The organism is Allokutzneria oryzae (assembly GCF_042429765.1).
In the GTDB taxonomy this organism is placed as follows: Bacteria; Actinomycetota; Actinomycetes; order Mycobacteriales; family Pseudonocardiaceae; genus Allokutzneria; species Allokutzneria oryzae.
The window spans coordinates 50165-67668 of sequence record NZ_JBHLZU010000004.1 but is presented as its reverse complement, the minus strand read 5'-3'; the positions used below and the strand labels follow the sequence as shown (position 1 = coordinate 67668).

The 17504-nt window shown below is 71.1% G+C and carries 16 protein-coding genes; 7 read left to right on the top strand and 9 right to left on the bottom strand.

The features are described 5' to 3' along the window. Positions 1–160 precede the first annotated feature (160 nt). The gene (locus ACFFQA_RS04935) at positions 161–583 is read left to right on the top strand and encodes an STAS domain-containing protein (protein ID WP_377850411.1); all 423 of its coding nucleotides are present in this window, start codon (positions 161–163) and stop codon (positions 581–583) included. A 160-nt stretch (positions 584–743) separates the two neighbouring features. Here the strand turns inward: ACFFQA_RS04935 and ACFFQA_RS04930 are convergent, their stop codons facing one another. Beyond that, positions 744–1934, bottom strand: coding sequence for a glycosyltransferase (locus tag ACFFQA_RS04930; RefSeq protein ID WP_377850491.1), 1191 nt, complete (start codon positions 1932–1934; stop codon positions 744–746). A gap of 38 nt (positions 1935–1972) precedes the next feature. Further along, entirely contained in the window at positions 1973–3496 is a 1524-nt protein-coding gene (locus ACFFQA_RS04925) for an ATP-binding protein (protein ID WP_377850410.1), read from the bottom strand. A gap of 225 nt (positions 3497–3721) precedes the next feature. Here ACFFQA_RS04925 and ACFFQA_RS04920 point away from each other — a divergent pair, with 225 nt between their 5' ends. Next, positions 3722–4162 carry an ATP-binding protein gene (locus tag ACFFQA_RS04920; RefSeq protein WP_377850409.1) on the top strand — a complete coding sequence of 147 codons (441 nt, stop codon included), beginning with the start codon at positions 3722–3724 and terminating at the stop codon, positions 4160–4162. Continuing rightward, positions 4159–4950, top strand: coding sequence for a SigB/SigF/SigG family RNA polymerase sigma factor (locus ACFFQA_RS04915; protein ID WP_377850408.1), 792 nt, complete (start codon positions 4159–4161; stop codon positions 4948–4950). Before ACFFQA_RS04920 ends, ACFFQA_RS04915 begins: the two co-directional genes overlap by 4 nt. A 58-nt stretch (positions 4951–5008) precedes the next feature. On the opposite strand, the gene dacB is transcribed toward ACFFQA_RS04915, so the two are convergent. From dacB to ACFFQA_RS04900, 3 genes are all read right to left on the bottom strand, one after another. Continuing rightward, positions 5009–6568, bottom strand: a complete 1560-nt coding sequence (dacB, locus tag ACFFQA_RS04910; protein WP_377850407.1) for a D-alanyl-D-alanine carboxypeptidase/D-alanyl-D-alanine endopeptidase — start codon at positions 6566–6568, stop codon at positions 5009–5011. Between the two features lie 93 nt (positions 6569–6661). Next, a complete protein-coding gene (locus ACFFQA_RS04905) occupies positions 6662–8929 on the bottom strand; it encodes a chitinase C-terminal domain-containing protein (RefSeq protein WP_377850490.1) in 2268 nt (755 codons plus the stop codon). Between the two features lie 129 nt (positions 8930–9058). Next, entirely contained in the window at positions 9059–10099 is a 1041-nt protein-coding gene (locus tag ACFFQA_RS04900) for a GlxA family transcriptional regulator (RefSeq protein ID WP_446681670.1), read from the bottom strand. A gap of 126 nt (positions 10100–10225) precedes the next feature. Between ACFFQA_RS04900 and ACFFQA_RS04895 the strand changes: the two genes are divergently transcribed. Further along, a complete protein-coding gene (locus ACFFQA_RS04895; protein WP_377850405.1) occupies positions 10226–11605 on the top strand; it encodes an alpha/beta hydrolase in 1380 nt (459 codons plus the stop codon). A gap of 6 nt (positions 11606–11611) precedes the next feature. Here the strand turns inward: ACFFQA_RS04895 and tesB are convergent, their stop codons facing one another. Together tesB and pyk are read right to left on the bottom strand one after the other, a co-directional pair. Beyond that, a complete protein-coding gene (gene tesB, locus ACFFQA_RS04890; protein WP_377850404.1) occupies positions 11612–12547 on the bottom strand; it encodes an acyl-CoA thioesterase II in 936 nt (311 codons plus the stop codon). A gap of 18 nt (positions 12548–12565) precedes the next feature. After that, the gene (gene pyk / locus ACFFQA_RS04885) at positions 12566–13999 is read right to left on the bottom strand and encodes a pyruvate kinase (RefSeq protein WP_377850403.1); all 1434 of its coding nucleotides are present in this window, start codon (positions 13997–13999) and stop codon (positions 12566–12568) included. On the opposite strand from pyk, the gene ACFFQA_RS04880 reads away from it, so the two are divergent. Beyond that, positions 13914–14441, top strand: a complete 528-nt coding sequence (locus tag ACFFQA_RS04880) for a VanZ family protein (protein WP_377850402.1) — start codon at positions 13914–13916, stop codon at positions 14439–14441. The genes pyk and ACFFQA_RS04880 overlap by 86 nt on opposite strands. 37 nt (positions 14442–14478) lie before the next feature. On the opposite strand, the gene ACFFQA_RS04875 is transcribed toward ACFFQA_RS04880, so the two are convergent. After that, positions 14479–15129, bottom strand: coding sequence for a DUF2461 domain-containing protein (locus ACFFQA_RS04875; protein ID WP_377850401.1), 651 nt, complete (start codon positions 15127–15129; stop codon positions 14479–14481). Between the two features lie 100 nt (positions 15130–15229). Between ACFFQA_RS04875 and ACFFQA_RS04870 the strand changes: the two genes are divergently transcribed. After that, on the top strand, positions 15230–16315 hold the full coding sequence (locus ACFFQA_RS04870; protein ID WP_377850400.1) for a WD40/YVTN/BNR-like repeat-containing protein: 1086 nt from the start codon (positions 15230–15232) through the stop codon (positions 16313–16315). A gap of 10 nt (positions 16316–16325) precedes the next feature. Continuing rightward, a complete protein-coding gene (locus tag ACFFQA_RS04865; protein ID WP_377850399.1) occupies positions 16326–16610 on the top strand; it encodes a MoaD/ThiS family protein in 285 nt (94 codons plus the stop codon). 15 nt (positions 16611–16625) lie between these two features. Here ACFFQA_RS04865 and ACFFQA_RS04860 read toward each other — a convergent pair whose 3' ends face one another. After that, on the bottom strand, positions 16626–17471 hold the full coding sequence (locus ACFFQA_RS04860) for a lysophospholipid acyltransferase family protein (RefSeq protein WP_377850398.1): 846 nt from the start codon (positions 17469–17471) through the stop codon (positions 16626–16628). Between the last annotated feature and the right edge of the window lie 33 nt (positions 17472–17504).

The window sequence follows — 17504 nt, the reverse complement described above, 5'->3', positions numbered from 1 at the left end:
GGACGGAGGTCTCTACGGTGGGTTGCACAGCGGTTGAAAGACAGCCGTGGTCGGAGGGGCCGTGCGCCCATCCTCTAGGCCGGTGGCGCGAAGCGTTCGAGACGCGACGCCCCCATCGCCGTACCCCTTCCGTCCCCTCTAACACGACGGAGGAGGAAACGTGGCCGAGAACCACATCCACACCGTGAACCACACGGAGTCACTGCTCCCCGACATGCCCGACCTCGCCGCACCGCAAGCGGACCAGCTGATCGAGCTGTCCGTGCTCACTCCTTCGGCCGGCACAGTGGTGCTCGGGGTCAGCGGTGAGATCGACATGTTCACCACGCCGCTGTTGCGCAGTGCGCTGGACGAGCAGCTCGCCGGAAAGAACAGTCGGGTCGTGCTCGACCTGAGCCGGGTGAGCTTCCTGGGATCCAGCGGCCTCGCCGCGCTCGTGGACTGCCAGCACTTCGCCGAGGACCACGGCGTCGGCTTCTGCCTCGTGAGCGCGAACCGATCCGTGCAACGCCCGCTCACTGTCACCGGACTGGGTGACGTCTTCAGTACTTTTCCCAGCGTCAGTGAGGCACTAGCGGCCTAATTCCGCATCATCGGGTTTCACCCCGGAGGGATGCGGATACACAACAAAACGCACCTGCGCGCTCACGCGGCGCGGTGCCCACGATCGGGCCGACCGTCCACGGACGGTCGGCCTGTCCACTTTCGGGGAGTTCCCGGGGCCGACGGCGGACAAACCGCCGTCAGAGCGCGGCGAACTCCCCGACCGCCTGCCGGTAGACCCGCACGGTGTCCTCGGCCACCCGGTCCCAGGAGTACCTGGCGCGCACCCGGTCCCGTCCGGCGGCGCCGTAGGACTGGGCGGTCACCGGGTCTGCGAGCAGCGGGGCGAGCGCCCTGGCCAGCGAGTCGGGGTCCCGCGGCGGCACCAGCCGCCCGGTCACACCGTCGATCACCATGTCGACGAGGCCGCCCACCTCGCTGGCCACCACGGCGACCTCGCAGGCCATGGCCTCCAGCACGACCAGCCCGAGCGGCTCGGCCGACGGGCAGCAGACCAGCGCGTCCGCCGAACGCAGCAGCGCGGGCAGCTCCGCGTCGGCCACTCGTCCGAGCAGGTGCACGCGGTCGGTGACACCCTCCCGGCGGGCGAGCGCGAACAGCCGCCGCGCCTCGGGATCGTGGGGCAGCTCGGCTGGAGCGGGGCCGCCCGCGATCACCAGCTCGGTCTCCGGCAGCGCCCGCAACGCGCGCACGGTGGTGTCGAAACCCTTGTGCGGCACCAGGTCCCCGACGGAGACCAGCCGGTACCGCGTGCCGCGCTCCGCCGCGGGCCCCTGCGGGGTGAAGCGCTCGGGGTCCACCCCGCAGGGCACCACGGAGATCATCGCGCGGGAGACCCCCCGCCGGATCAGCTCGTCGGCCTCCGTCGAGCTGGTCGCCGCGACCCGCACGGCCTCACGGCCCACCAGACGCTCCAGCTTGGGCCGCTGCGCGGGGACACCGCGGCGGCCACCGATCGCGCCCAGGGCCTGGAACGTCTGCACCACCGGCACTTTGGCCTCGCGGGCGGCCAGCACCGACGCCACGCCCGCCGACCAGTAGTGCGCGTGCACGACGTCGGGACGGTGCCGGGTCCAGTGCGCGGCCAGGTGCCCGCCGAACTCGCCGAGGTGTTCCAGGAGGTCGTTCGAGGCCAGCTCACGCGGCGGCCCCGCGGGCAGGCGCACGACCTCCAGCCCCGGCCCGGCCGTGGCTCTGGGGTCCAGCCCGGGCGCGGTGGCCCGGACGTAGACGGTCACCGCGTGCCCGGCCTCGGCCATGGCGGTGGCGAGCGCGGCGACGTGCGGCCCCGCCGGGGACAGCGCGGCAGGGCGGTCGGGTCCCTCGTGTCCGGCGGGGCCGTCGTCGAGGGAGACCATGGCGATGCGCAGCGGTGGTCCCTCGACGTGCTCTTCGATGTCGGGGGTGGTCATGAGGCGGTCTCCAGGATGTCTGTCACGCGGGCGATCCGGTGCAGGCCCGCCGTTGCCAGCGCCTCGCGCACGGGACTGGGGTCGGGGGCGGCCAGTACCAGGGGCTGACCGGCGGCGGCAGCGGCGTCGGCCACCGAGAACAAGGCGAGCACGAGACCCTCGGTGTCCCGGCCGACATCGGAGAGGTCGAGCCGCAGCGGGAAGACACCGCCCCTGGCGGCCGTCAGCAGGCTCTTGCGCAACGCGGGCGCGACCGAGGCTGGCAGCTCCCCGCCGAGCTCGACGCGGACGGCGCCCTCGACCTGGCGCACGCGGACCTCGTAGCCGCCGGGGTCGCACTGGCCGTTGCGGTCGGCGCGGCTGCTCGGGCGTTTGCACAGGGTCACCACGGTGCCGTGCGCGCCGCGGTGGACGAGCACCTCGTCCATGGACTCGCGCATGATCAGCAGCCCGCGTCCCCTGCTGTGGTCGGTGAGCGGCGGGTACCGCCAGTGCCCGTCGTCGGAGACGGTGACCCGGGTCGCGCCGCCCGCACCGGACTCCGCGGTGACGGTGATCGTTCCGGTCGCGCTGTCGGACCGGTAGCCGTGCTCGATCGAGTTGGCCGCGGCCTCGCCGACGGCGAGCACGAAGGCGAAAGTGTCCTCTTCGGACACTCCGACCCTGCCGAGCCAGTCGGCCAGCTCGTGCCGCAGCGCGGACAGCCGCCCGGCCTCGGCCGGGAAGCTGAGCGCGAACGGGCCGACGGGAACACGGGTCGGGGTGAAGACGAGGGCCACGGCGTCACCGGCGTCCGGCGAGCACGACAGCCGCCCGGTGAGCCGCTCGCACAGGGCACGCGGGTCCGCTCCGGTCTCCGCGACCACCGACGTGGCAAGGGTTTCCAGGCGCACGTCCGGATGACAGCGCCCGAGTTCGGTCGAGTACAGCAAGACGGTCTCCCGCTCCCCCACGGTCTCCAGCGCCTCCCGTGCCCTGGCGGGATATCCCGTCGCCAGCGGGCCGCTGCGGCTTCCGACGAGCTGGCGGATGACGCCGTGCTCGGTGATCACCAGTACGCCGGGGTGGCCCGCCGAGGCGCACCGCACGCTCCGGGTCGCGGGCTCGAAGACGGCGAGGCAGAGCGTCGCGCCCGCGGCCTCCGCGGCGAAGCCCGCGTAGCGGTGCAGCGCGAGCACGGTCTCCGCCGCGGTGCAGCCGTGGAGGAGCTGGGCGGTGATCACCCCGCGCAACCGCTCGACCACGACGCGGGCCGACTCCTCGTCGCGCTGCCGCGGCACCTGGCCGACGACCAGGGCGATCCGGTCGCCCATGGCCAGCACGTCGTGCCAGTCCCGGCCCACCGCCCGGTCCCCCGCGACCACGCCCTTGGCGAAGCGGATCCCGGCCAGCCCAAGCTGGTCCGCCGCCTGCCTCGCGAGCTCCTGTCGCGCTGTCATGACGGCGGCCAGCAGGGAGGATCGGTCGGCGCCGCCGGGATCCTGGCCGACGGCTCCGCGCTCTCGGCGACCATCGTTCACTCCTGTGTGCGTACTGCGTTACTCCTGTGTGCGTACTGCGTTCTGCCGTGCCTGGCTTCCCTGCCCCCCGCGTCGCGAAACCAGGTGTCGGCGACGCCACGAACGGGTACCAAGCCGGGGACGGTGTGAGTCGCCCGTCCCCATGCCGGTGGCTTCGGCGGTCCTGGAGGATCATCGACAGCCGTAGACGAGCCCCGCCTTCCCCGAACGACCACGAGGTGCAGAGTGACCGTGTCCCCTTCCGAGCCCGCGACGGCCGATCCGACCCTCGCAGCCGCGCCCATCGAGGTGCGGGTCAACGCCAACGCGGCTCACCTGTCCGTCGTCCGCGCGGTGGCCGCGGACCTGGCTATGCGGGAGGACTTCGACCTTGACTCCATCGCCGACCTGAAGCTCGCCGTCGACGAGGCGTGCTCGACGCTGATCGGCGTCGCCACCGCGGGCGGCATCCTGAGCTGCCGGTTCCAGCCCACCGCTGGCCGCGTCGTCGTGGATGTCAGCGTGCTGGCCGACGAGCCGCACGAGCCCAAGCGCGACACGTTCGGCTGGCGGGTGCTGAGCACGCTGGCCGACGAGGTGACCGCGTCGACGACCGCCACCGGCGACGGCAGGCACCTGGTGCGCATCGAGTTGTCTAAGGCGAGTGGGACGGTGGTCGGCGCGTGAGCTCACAGGCGGAGCAGAGCACTACCTCCACCAAAGGCGGGTACGAGCAGTACACGCCGGTGTTCGCCGAGCTCGCCGCGCTCGACCAGGACGACCCCGCGCGCTCGGAGCTGCGGGACAAGCTGGTTACCGGGCACCTGCCGGTGGCGAAGCACATCGCGCGCCGCTTCGCCAACCGCGGCGAGAACCAGGAGGACCTGGTCCAGGTCGCCACGCTCGGACTGATCAACGCCGTCGACCGGTTCGACCCGGAGCGCGGCGTGGACTTCCTGTCCTTCGCGGTGCCGACGATCATGGGCGAGGTCCGCAGGCACTTCAGGGACACCAGCTGGGCGGTCCGGGTTCCCCGGCGGCTCAAGGAGATGCACCTGTCGATCAGCGCGGCCGTCGGTGAGCTGTCGCAGCGGATGGGCCGCGCGCCGACCCCGAGCGAGATCGCCGCGCACCTCGGCGTCTCCCGCGAGGAGGTCTTCGAGGGCTTGGAGGCGACCAACGCCTACCGCAGCGCGTCCCTCGACGACATGCTGCTCGGCGAGAACGACGGGGTCTCCCTCGGCGACGCGCTCGGCGAGGAGGACGAGGGCATGGCGGACGTCGAGCGGCGCGAGTCGCTGCAACCGCTGCTGGAGCGCCTGCCGGAACGCGAGCGCACGATCGTGGTGCTGCGCTTCTTCGGGAACATGACCCAGACCCAGATCGCCGACCGGGTCGGCATCTCCCAGATGCACGTGTCCCGGCTGCTGTCCCGCACCCTGGCCAAGCTCCGCGACACCCTCGACGAGGAGTGATCCCACCGGTTTCGCGCTGGATGGGCCCATCCAGCGCGAAACCGCGGTGCGGGTGGTGTCAGCAGGTGCGGGTCCAGGTGCACTCCAGGTCGGTGTGCGGGTTCGGGCCCGCCGCGCGCGGAGCGGGGACGGTCGTGGCGATCGACCGGTCCTGTGCGCCCGCGTAGTGGGCCAGGCGGATCGCGATCGCGTCCTCAAGGCCCGACAGCTTCGCCGTCAGGTAGTTGTTCATCACCGAGGTGAAGACCAGACGCTCGCCAGTGGCCGCCGTGACGTAGCCGGACAGTCCCGTGACGCCGGTCAGCGAGCCCGTCTTCGCGTGCACGTTGCCCTCGGCGGGGGTGCCCTTCATCCGGTTGCGGAGGGTCCCGCCGACCATGCGCTCCGCCTTGCCCGCGACCGGCAGCGACTCGTACCAGGCCGGGAACCACGAGCGGTTCTGGGCCGCCACCAACAGGTTCCCGAGCTGCTCGGTGGTGATGAGGTCCATCCTGGACAGTCCGGAGCCGTCGACCATGCGGTAGGCGCCCTCGGGAACTCCCAGGCCCGCGAGCTTCTTCGCCATGACCTCGGTGCCCGCCGCCCAGGTCCCGGCACCCTTTTCCTTGCGCCCCATGGCCTTCACCAGTGACTCGGCGTGCATGTTGTTGGACAGCTTCATGAACGGCACCATCAGCTCGGCCAGCGTCATCGAGCTGTGCGTCGCGAGCACCTTCGCCCCCGCCGGCGCCGCGCCTCGGCCGATGTCCTTGCGAGCTACGGTGATCCCCTTGGCAGCCAACGCTTTCGAGAACACGTCGGCGGCGTAGGCGGTGGGATCACCGACCGTGGGGTAGTCCTCGGCGGGCGCGCCGATGGTGCCGGTGACGATGAGCCGGGAGCCGCCGTGCTCGCGGTCGATGCTGAGCGAGCTCGGAGTGCCGGGCGCGGCCGAGACGGTGCGGTTGTCGACGGTGACGACACTCGTCTCCGGGGTGAGCTGGATCTGCGCGGGCTTGCCGACGGGGCCCGGCCGGGCCTGCAGGCGAACGGTTCCCGCGTCGAAGTCGGAGTTGGGCGCGAGGGTCAGCGCGGAGATCTCCGCGGCGTAGTAGAAGGGCTCGTCGTCCCACGCCCAGCCGGAGCCGAGGCGGACGCTGTCGTACCAGGTGTCGTCGGCGACCACGCGGCCGGTGACGGTCTTGACGCCGGAGCTGACGAGCTGGTCGGCGAGCGAGTTCAGGTCGGACTCGCGCAGTGTGGGGTCTCCGGTGCCGCGCAGGTGGATGTCGCCGAGCACGACCCCGCCCGCGGTCCTGGCGCCGGTGAGCACCTCGGTGGTGAAACGGTGGCCCGCGCCCAAGGTCTCCAGAGCGGCGGCCGAGGTGAGCAGCTTTCCGTTGGACGCGGGGTTGAGCCGCCCCGTGGCGCCGCGGCTGTAGAGCACCTCACCGCCGACGGCCTTGCGCACCACCAGCCCGTAGTGCGCGCCGTTGAGCTCGGGCGCGGCCAGGATGCGGTCGAGATCCAACCGGAGCGCGTCCAACCCGGTCGGCTCACCTTGGGCCGACCCGCTCACCAGTCCGGCCAGCAGCACAGCGCTCAGCGCGACCGCGCCGGATGTGAATCGCCAACGCATTGAGCCTCCTCGTCGTGAGGAGGCGACCGTACCTGGCACGGGCGGCGCCCACTGCGTCCAGTTAAGTGAACGCCGCCCGTGCTTCATAACGAATCAGCAGGCTCCGAGCGACTCCCAGACACCCCACTCGCCCGTGGTGCCCGGCTCCTCACCCTGCGTCCACCACTTCGCCCGCCACTTCTTTCCCGCGTGCGAGACGGTGTTGCCGCCCGAGTACGCCTTGGCGCGGTCCCACGGCGCGTCCGAGCACACCGGCGGCTTGCTCGTCGTGGTCGTCGTGGTCGTCGTCGTGGTCGGGTTGCTCGTCGTGGTCGGGTTCGTGCCGCCTGAACCCCTGGAGAAGTCCTGCGTGATGCCGTAGGTCTTGCCGCCGAAGGTCACCGTGTAGTTCGACGGCCCGGAGATCGGCAGCTGGTAGCTCAGGGCCACGTCGGCGGTCGCGCCCGGCGCGAGGCTCTGCCAGCTGGGCAGCTTCATGGACACGCGGTGGAAGTCGCCCTTGAGCCCGCCGATGTTGTTCGGCCCGGTGTGGTCGCTGCGGATGACCGACATCGCCCACCCGGACTGCTGCGCCATGGTCGGCGGCGCGGTGGTCGGGTAGTCGAACTGGATCTCCGCGCCGCCGGGAACGGTCTGCGTGGAGCCGTTGGTGATCCGCATCTTCGGGCTGATCGGGTAGTTGTTGTCCCCCAACGGGAACTCGACGAACTCGACCTTGACGTCGAGCCGCTCGGACGGCGAGGGCTGCGGCGACTTCTTGTTGCCGTAGGGTCCGGCCGCCGCGAACTTCTGCTTGATCACCGTGGTGAGCGTGTTGCCGATGTAGTTCTCGCCCGTGGCCGCGTTCCACGCGTAGTCACCGGCGAGCTCCCAGATCATGATGCCGCCGATGCCCTTGTTCGCGACGTAGTCCGCCTTCGCCCCGATGGAGCGTTCGTCCTCAGTGGACAGGAAGACCTTCTTGTCGTTGTTCCACAGCCAAGGCGCGACAAGAGTGCTGTCGTAGTGCGGCGTGTAGGTCCCGGTCAGCTTGTCCTCGGGGTCGTTCGCCGGGTCGAGCCCGTACTGCCCGATGTAGCTCCCCGCGATCCCGCGCTCCAGGTTCTTCGTGTGCCACAACGGGTTCGAACCTGCACCGAGCTCCTTGCCGTTCTCCTTGTCGTGCCAGATGTTGTCGATGCCGCGCGCACCGTCACCACAGGCGGTCAGGCCTTGCGGGCAGTTCGAGCCGACCGCGGTGCCCCAGAGGCCGTTGGTCCCACCGACCACGTTGCGGTGACCGCGGCTGTAGAACGGGACACCGATGTTGATCCGTCCACTCTGGACACCGCCACGGAAGTAGTGGTAGGCCCAGTCCGTGTTGAGGTAGCCGATTCCGCCGTACTGCGGAGCCCCGTAGACCCCGCCCGCGGCCAGCTCAGCGTCCTTGCCGTCGTCGTAGAGCGAGGCGTTGGGGCCGACGAACTTGTTCCACGCGCCGTGCAGGTCGTAGGACATGATGTTGACGTAGTCCAGGTACCTGGTGGCCTGCGAGACCTCCATGCCGCGCAGCAGCCAGCCGGAAGCGGGGGCGGCGACGGTCAGCATGTAGTACTTGCCGTCGGCCGCCGCTGCCGCGTCCAACTTCTCGCGCAACGTCTTCATCAGAACCTGGTAACTGCGGTTGAGTCCGGCCCGTCGCGCGTTGGCCAGCTGGAAGTCCAACGGGTTGCCCGCGTCGTTGTTGGAGGTCGGGTACTCGTAGTCGATGTCGACGCCGTTGAAGCCGTAGGTGCGCAGGAACTGCACGGTGGAGTCGGCAAACGCGTTGATACCAGCGGTGTTCACGCTGTTGTCGGCGTTGGTGGTCATCGAGTAGAAGCCACCGCTGTTGACGCGGTCACCCGCCTCGTTGATGTAGCCGCCGGTCTCCGCCCAGCCCCCGACGGAGATCAGCGTCTTCACGTCGGGATGCTGCTTCTTGTACTTCGTCAGCAGGTTGAAGTGCCCCTTGTACGGCAACGCCGGATCCATCTCCGCACCCGCGACCCCCGGCCACTCCATGCCGGTGGCGGGGTTGTTCGCGTTCTGCGCGCCCACGGAGATCCGGTTCTGCTCGTCGACGTGCGCGAAGGCGTAGTTGATGTGCGTGACGTTGGTCCAGGGGATGTTGTTGACCAGGTAGGCGGGCTGGTTGTTCTTGCCGTGCCGCCACCCGGTGAAGTAGCCGATCACGCGGCGGTTGACGCCCGCGCCGAGCTTCTCCCTGCCTTCGGTGTCGTAGACCTGGCAGTACGGCGCGTCGACCCCACCGGCGCGGTACAGACCGTCGGGGCGACAGTCCTCGTTGACGGCGGATGCGGGGGAATTCCCCACCGCCACAAGCAAACCTGACAACAACGCGACCACCGCTGCGCCGAGCACAGTTTTCCGGGCCACGAGTCACCTCCAGGTGTCGCGGCGGCGGAGGCGTGTGTGAGCCTGGACCGTAAGTGGACCGGACCGGCAGCGTCAATAGGTCTGGACCACTTGTGACCTGACGGCGGAGTGGTTGCCTGCCAACGGATCAGCGCCGATCCCCGTGGTCCGGAACCGGCCGCGGTAGGCGACCGGGGGCACACCGAGCACGCGGATGAAGGCCCGGCGCATGGTCTCGGAGGTGCCGAAGCCGCAGCGCCGCGCGATCGACTCGACCCCGTCGTCGCCGTTCTCCAGCAGCGCACGCGCCGCGTCGACCCTGGTCTGCTCGACGTACTGGGCGGGGCTCATCCCGATCTCGCGGCTGAAGAGCCGGGTGAAGTGCCGGACGCTGAGCATGGCCCGCGCGGCCATCGCGGGCACCGAGTGGTCCTCCCCCGGCGTCAGGGTCACCGCCTCGACCACCCCGCGCAGCGGCGAGCTGGTGGGCACGGGGACCTGCCCCCAGGCGCCGAACTGGGCCTGCCCTCCGGGTCGCCGCAGGAACACCACCAGTGCCCTGGCGACGCGGCGGGCCGCATCCGCACCCATGTCCTGCTCCACCAAGGCCAGCGCGAGATCGATGCCCGCGCTCACGCCCGCCGAGGTGGACACCGGCCCGTCTGTCACGAAGATCGCGTCGCGGTCGACGGTAACCATCGGGTGCAGCTTGGCGAACTCGTCGCACCAGCTCCAATGCGTCGTGGCGCGCCTGCCGTTGAGGAGCCCGGCAGAGGCCAGCAGCAACGCGCCGGTGCACACCGAAGCCACCCGGCAGGACCGCTTCGCCAGGCGGCGGACCTGCCCGGCCAGCTCGGTGCGCACGAACGGCCCGCGCTCGGTGCCGTGCACGACGGAACCGGTCACGACAAGGGTGTCGATCTCCCCGTCCAGCACCTCGACGGCCGAGTCGGCGCGCAGGCGGACACCGGCCGCTGTCCGCACGTCCCGGCCGCCGGGCGAGGCCAGCAGGACGCGGTAGGGCGCGCCGTGGCGGGCGGCGACGCTGAAGACCTCGGTCACCCCCGCGGCGTCGAGCAACGGGACCCCGTCCTCGACCAGCACCACGATCTTTCGCAACACGGGTCCCAGCATGTCCAGCGCACGTCCCGGAGCGGAGGGGGAGCGCCCCCGATATTTCCCTGAGATCACCCCGGAACGGCCGGGTCCGTGTCCGGGGGCGGGGCATGCTGGCCGCTCCCAACCGAAAGGACTCACACCGTGAGAAGGATCGGAGCCGCGCTGCTGGCCCTCGGCGCCGCCCTCGCCGTCGTGCCCGCGGCCGCGGCCGCCGCCCCCACCCTGACCTGGAAACCCTGCGGCGAGGCGGAGTGCGCGACGCTGAGCGTCCCCCTGGACTGGGACAAGCCCGGCGAGCGCGTCGCCATCTCCGTCTCCCGCGCCCCCGCGCGCGACCAGTCGCGCCGGATCGGTGCGCTGATGTTCAGTCCCGGCGGTCCCGGCTCGGGCACCGCCGAACTCGTGGCGCGCTACGCCAAGGAGGTCTTCCCCGACGAGGTCCGCGACCGGTTCGACCTGATCGGACTCGACTTCCGGGGAACCGGCACGAGCACGCCGATCCGCTGCGACCTGCCGCCGCACGACCCGAGTTCGGACCGGTTCCCGGTGACCGCCGCCGCCACGGCGAAGCTGGCAGGGGAGAACGCGGCGTTCGCGAACTCCTGCGCGGCCAAGACCGGACCGGTCATGGCCCACCTCGACACGGACACGATCGCGCGGGACATGGACGCGCTGCGGGAAGCGTTGGGCGAGAAGCAGATCAGCTACCTCGGCCTGTCGTACGGCAGCATGCTCGGCCAGGCCTACGCCGAGCGTTTCCCGCACCGCCTGCGCGCGCTGGCGCTCGACGGCGTCGTCGACCGTTCGTTGCCGACTCGGCAACTCGTGAAGGACAACGCCGTGTCCACCCAGGACGGCTGGACGCAGTTCGTCGACTGGTGCGCCCGCGACGCCTCCTGCGCCCTGCACGGCAAGGACCCCAGGCAGGTCCTGCGGGACGTGACCGCGCTCGCCGAGCGGGGCGCGCTCAAGGCCGGTGACCGCGTGGTGACCCCGCGCGAGGTCCAGGCGGGCGCGCTCCTGGCGCTGAACGCGAACACGTTCCTGCCCGCGATGGCCTCGGGGCTGGTGAAGGCGCTGACCGGCGACGGGTCCATGCTCACCCAGGGGATGATCAACTCGCCGATGTACACCTCGTACCGGTCGATCATCTGCCAGGACATCCCGGTCGGTTTCCCGCTGCACGAGGCGGTCGGCGAGGTCCGCGCGCTCAACCCGGACCTCGGCGGGTACTCGGAGCTCTGGGACATCGCCTCGGGCTGCGCCGGCTGGCCGCAGCCGGTGCGCTGGACCCCGCACACCTGGCGCGGCACTCCCCCGTCGACCCTGCTGGTGTCCGGCGCCCACGACGTCGCGACGCCTCGGACGTGGGCGGAGAGCGTGCACCGCCAGATCCCGGGCAGCCACCTGCTGACCTGGCCGGGCGTCGGGCACACCGCCTGGATGGGCAACAACAAGTGCGCGCGCGAGGCCACCGCGCGGTACCTGCTCACGCTGGAGATGCCCAGCAGCTCGTGCTGACCGGGCTCAGCGGCGGACGGGGCGGAGCAGGCCCTCCTGCACGACGGTCGCGATGAGCCGGCCGTCGCGGGAGAAGAACCGGCCGTTGGCGAGGCCGCGCCCACCGGAGGCGCTGGGGGACTCCGAGTCGTAGAGGACCCACTCGTCGGCGCGGAACGGGCGGTGGAACCACATCGCGTGGTCCAGGCTCGCGCCGATGACATCGCCCCAGTAGACGCCGTGCCGGGCGAGGACCGAGTCGAGCAGCGTCATGTCCGACATGTACGCCAGCAGGCACACGTGCAACAGGTTCTCGTCCGGCACCCGGCCGTCGGCCTTCATCCAGACCTGGCTGCGGGCGTCGCCCGGCTCGCCGGTCAGCCACGGCGGGGTGGTCACGTGCCGGAGCTCGATCGGCCGGGGCAGCTTGGCCCACGGGCCGAGCTTGTCCCGGTACGGCAGGACGAACTCGCCGTAGGTCGGCAGCGTCTCGGGGTCCGGCACCGACGGCATCTCGTCGCCGTGGTCCAGGCCCTCCTCCTGCAGCTGGAAGGACGCGGACAGCGCGAAGATCGCCTTGCCGCGCTGGACGGCCACCACGCGGCGGGTGGTGAAGGAGCGGCCGTCCCGGATGCGGTCGACCTCGTAGACGATCGGGATGCTCGGGTCGCCGCCGCGGATGAAGTAGGAGTGCAGCGAGTGCACCCCCCGGTCCGCAGGCACGGTGCGGCCCGCGGCGACCAGGGCCTGACCGGCGACCTGGCCGCCGAAGACGCGCACCGGCGACTCCGCGGGGCTGACGCCGCGGAAGATGTTCTCCTCGACCCGCTCCAGGTCGAGCAGGGCCACCAGGCGGTCCAGCACGGGCTGGCCGTGCGGAACGCCGTCGGCGGCCAGGGGAACCGGGACCGCGGAGGAGATCCCCGCGGGGTCCGCCGCCGCGGCGCGGGCGACTTCGGTCACGGGGAGCTCCTCAAGGACTCAGGCGTGGTCTTCTTCACCCAGACGGTGTACGCGGATGAGGTTAGTCGAGCCCACCGTCCCCGGCGGGGACCCTGCGACGATGACCACAAGGTCGCCCGGCTGGTAGCGGCCGCTCATGGCCAGCATCGAGTGGTCGACCTGCTGGATCATCTGGTCGGTCGAGCCGACCTCGGGCACCAGGAAGGTCTCGACGCCCCAGCTCATCGCGAGCTGGCTGCGCACGTCCGCCTCCGGGGTGAAGGCCAGCAGCGGCAGCGGCGTGTGCAGGCGGGCGAGCCTGCGCACCGTGTCGCCGGACTGGGTGAAGGCGACGAGGGCCTTGGCGTTCAGCCGCTCGCCGATGTCGCGGGCGGCGTAGGAGATGACGCCCCGCTTGGTCCTCGGCACGTGCGACAGCGGCGGCACGGCGTCGGGGGTGATCTCGGTTTCGGCGACCTCGACGATCCGGCTCATCGTCTTGACCACCTCGATCGGGTAGCGCCCGACGCTGGTCTCGCCGGAGAGCATCACCGCGTCGGTGCCGTCGAGCACCGCGTTGGCCACGTCGGAGGCCTCGGCGCGGGTCGGCCGGGAGTTGCCGATCATGGACTCCAGCATCTGGGTCGCGACGATCACCGGCTTGGCGTTCTCGCGGGCGATCTGGATGGCCCGCTTCTGCACCACCGGCACGTACTCCAGCGGCAGCTCCACGCCCAGGTCACCGCGGGCGACCATGATCCCGTCGAAGGCCAGCACGATGGCCTCCAGGTTGTCGACGGCCTCGGGCTTCTCCAGCTTGGCGACGACCGGCAGCCTGCCGTTGCCCACCCGGTCCATCACCTGGTGGACCAGGTCGATGTCGGCGGGGGACCGGACGAAGGACAGGGCGACGATGTCCACCCGCAGGCTCAGGGCGAACTCCAGGTCCTCGATGTCCTTGTCGGACAGCGCGGGCACGGAGACGTCCATCCCCGGCAGCGACAGACCCTTGTTGTCGCTGACCTTCCCGCCCTCGGTCACGTCGCAGACCACGTCCTGGCCCTCGACGGCCACCACGGTCAGCCCCACGTTGCCGTCGTCGACCAGCATCCGGTCGCCCGGCTTGGCGTCGTTGGCCAGGCCCTTGTAGGTGGTGGAGACCCGGTCGTGGGTCCCAGGCACGTCCTCGACGGTGATCCGCACGCGGTCACCGGTCTCCCACATCACCGGTCCGTTGGCGAACCGGCCGAGGCGGATCTTGGGGCCCTGCAGGTCGGCGAGGATGCCCACGGCGCGACCAGCGTCGTCGGCTGCCTGGCGGACCATGTCGTAGACCTGCTTGTGGTCGGCGTGGCTCCCGTGGCTGAAGTTCAGCCGGGCCACGTCCATGCCCGCTTCGACCAGGTCACGGAGCTTCTCCGGGGTCGCGGTCGCCGGACCGAGGGTACAAACGATCTTCGCACGTCGGCTCACGTCCGAGCAGCCTAGACCCGATTGCTGTACCGATACCGCAATCCAGGCCAGGATCTTTGTCGTGAGCCTTCGTGTTCTGCCCTTCGTCACCGCGGTGTTGCTCAGCGTAGTGATCTTGTTCATGCCGAGATCGGGCGTTCCCGTCGCGCCTTACGGCACCGACAAGGTCATCCACTTCGGCCTGTTCGCGGTGCTCGCCGCCACCGGTCTGCTCGCCCGGCTGCGGCCGATTCCGCTGGCCATCGGCCTGTTCCTGTACGCGATCGCCTCGGAGGTCCTGCAGGCGACGCTGCCGATCGACCGCTCGTTCGAGGTCTTCGACATCGTCACCGACTGGGCGGGGCTCGCGGCGGGAACGCTGCTGCACGCGTGGGCCACCTCGGCGCGCGGAAAACGCCAGCGCGCGAAGTACCTTCGTCGACCGGCCGACGAGGAAGCCTGAACCGACGCCACCCGTACGGGTGGACTTTTCGGTCTCTCTAGAAACGACTGTCGCTGACCCCGATGTGGTCGGCGGCCCAGTCGTTGATCCCGGCCAGCTCGCGCCACGCCGTGCGGACCCGGTCCAGGCACTCGGGCTCGTGCAGCACGTCGTCCGGCTCCCATTCGCGCACGACGTAGATCGAGCGGTGCTTGAGCAGCTCGATGCGCGGGTGGTCGGCGTCGAAGCCCCTCGGCCGGGTCTTGAGCCGGTCGCCCCTGACCTCCCACCCGGCCCGCTCCAGCTTGCGCAGCAGCTGCCGGAACGCCTCACCCCTGCGGTCCTCGGCCACGGCGGTCCGGTAGCGCGCGAGCTGGTCCGGGGCCATCGCGAACGAGCCCCCGCCCACCAGCAGCCCGGCCGGGCTGATCTGCACGTAGTAGGCCCCGCCCCCGCGCCCCTGCTCGACGACACCGCCGCAGTGCGTCTTGTACGGCGTCTTGTCCTTGCTGAAACGGACGTCGCGGTAGGGACGGAAGACCTTGCCCGCGCCGAACTCCGGCTCCAGCGCGGCCAGCAGCGCCTCCATCGGGCCGCGCACGTCCTCGACGTAGGTCTGCTTGTTGTCGGTCCAGAAGGCCTTGGAGTTGTCCGCCTCCAGGCCGTCGAAGAAGTCGATCGCGTGCTCGCCGAACCCGCCGAAGTCCATGGTCAGCGACGCTATCGGGGCAGGTTCTCCGTGACTGTCGGGGGTCGGGCGTAGCGTCCGAGAGTGACCTGGGTCACTCCATGATCGACACTCGGAGGTTGTGATGGTTCTGCTGGCGATCGGCACCCGCAAGGGCCTGTGGCTGGCCAGGAGCACCGACGGCAGGGCCAGCTGGTCGCTCACCGGCCCGCACCACCCGATGACGGCGGTGTACTCGGTGGCGGTGGACACCCGGCGCGGCACTCCCCGGCTGCTCGCGGGCGTGCACAGCGAGCACTTCGGGCCGAGCGTGATGACCAGCGACGACCTCGGCGCGAGCTGGCAGGAGCCGGACCACGCCCCGGTGGCCTTCCCCGAGGACACCGGGGCCACCCTCGGCCAGGTGTGGCAGCTCGCCCCGGGACCGAGCTCGCAGCCGGAGGTGGTCTACGCGGGCGTCGAACCGTCGGCGCTGTTCCGCTCCGGTGACGGCGGCCGGACCTACGAGCTGGTCAGGGCGCTGTGGGACCACCCGCACCGCGCGGACTGGACACCCGGCTTCGGCGGTCAGGCGATCCACTCGGTGCTGCCGCACCCGCGGGACCCCGACCAGGTCACGGTCGCGATGTCCACCGGCGGGGTGTACCGGACCACCGACGGCGGGCGCAGCTGGGCGGCCAGCAACCGCGGCATCAGCGCCTACTTCCTGCCCGGCCCGGAGCCGGAGTTCGGCCAGTGCGTGCACAAGATCGCCCAGCACCCGGACCGGCCGGAGCGGTTCTTCGCCCAGAACCACCACGGCGTCTACCGCAGCGACGACGGCGCGCGGACGTGGCAGTCCATCGCGGAGGGGCTGCCGAGCGACTTCGGCTTCCCGATGGTGGTGCACCCGCACCGGCCGGAGGTGGTCTACACGTTCCCGCTGACCGCCGACGCGCTGCGCTTCCCACCAGACGGGCGCTGCCGGGTCTACCGCAGCGAGGACGGCGGTGACTCGTGGACCGCGCTCACCGCCGGTCTGCCCGAGGACGGGTTCTGGTCGGCCGTGCTGCGGGACGCCATGTGCGCGGACGACGCCGATCCGGCCGGGATCTACTTCGGCTCCCGCACCGGCGAGGTCTACGGCAGCGCCGACGAGGGGGACTCGTGGTCGCTGATCGCCCGGCACCTGCCGGACGTGCTCTGCGTCCGCGCCGCTTCGGTCTGAGGAGGCCCGCATGCGAGTCACCGTGCTGCTGCCGGGCGTGCTGCGCGCGACGGCCGACGGCGCCGCGAAGTTCGAGCTGGAGATGACCGCACCCGCCACGCTGGGCGACGTGCTGGACGTCGTCGCGGGCCGCTACCCGTTGCTGGACCGGCGGTTGCGCGACGAACAGCGCGGACTGCGGCGATACGTGAACTTCTTCGTCGACGGCGAGGAGTGCCGCCGCCTGGCCGGAACGGGCACCGAGCTCAACGACGGCGCCGAGATCCACATCATCCCGTCCGTCGCGGGCGGCTGAGCCGGGCAGTGCTCGTCAGGAGGAGGTGGAGATCAGTTCTTCCGCGGTGATGAGCCGCTTCTCCGGGACGACCGGTCGCGGGTTGGCCGCGGCGCAGGCGTCCGGGGTGGGCGTGGCGGCGCGGTCGATGGCCGCCTTGGCGGCGCGGCACAGCGCACCGCGCGAGCGGTAGCGGGACGGGTCCAGGACGGGCAGCGCGCGCACGTGGACCTCCAGGCCACGCATCGCGACCAGCCTGCGCACGTTGTCCCGCAGCGTCTCCTCGCCGAGGAAGGCGGCGGCGGAGGTGGCGCGCCCATCGGGCAGGCGGTACTCGATCAGGGTCGGGCGCACCGGCACTCCCGCCCGGATCGCCGCCTCGAAGGCCGCGGGCGCGAAGGGGCCGCCCGGGGAGCTGCATCGCCGCGCGCCCTCCGGAAACGCGCCCACCGGCAGGCCCGCGCGCAACGCGTCGGCCATCTCGTCAACGGTCGCGGGCAGCGCGCTCGGTCGCTCGCGGTCCAGGAAGATCGCGCCGCCCCGGTGGAGCAGCGGCCCGAGCACCGGCTCCGCGCGGACCCGCGCGTCGCTGACCAGGTGAATCGGTTGCTGCACAAGCAAAGCAACCCCGTCCAACCAGGAGAGGTGATTGGCGACCAACAGCGCGGAACCACCGCGAGGTCCCGTGTGCACGACGCGGATTCCGAGTGCCCGCACCAGAAGGCACGCCAGCGACCGAAGACGCGCGATACGTCGGCGTGTGCCGAACAGTGGCAGCACGGCGAGCACCGGCAGGGCCGCGAGGAACACGAAGAACACCGACATGAGCCGGAAAGCCCGCAGCGGCAACGAAACCGCCGGGGTCTCACCGGACTCGGGCAAGCAGTCCGAAGGGCAACGAGTGGCAGCGCCCCA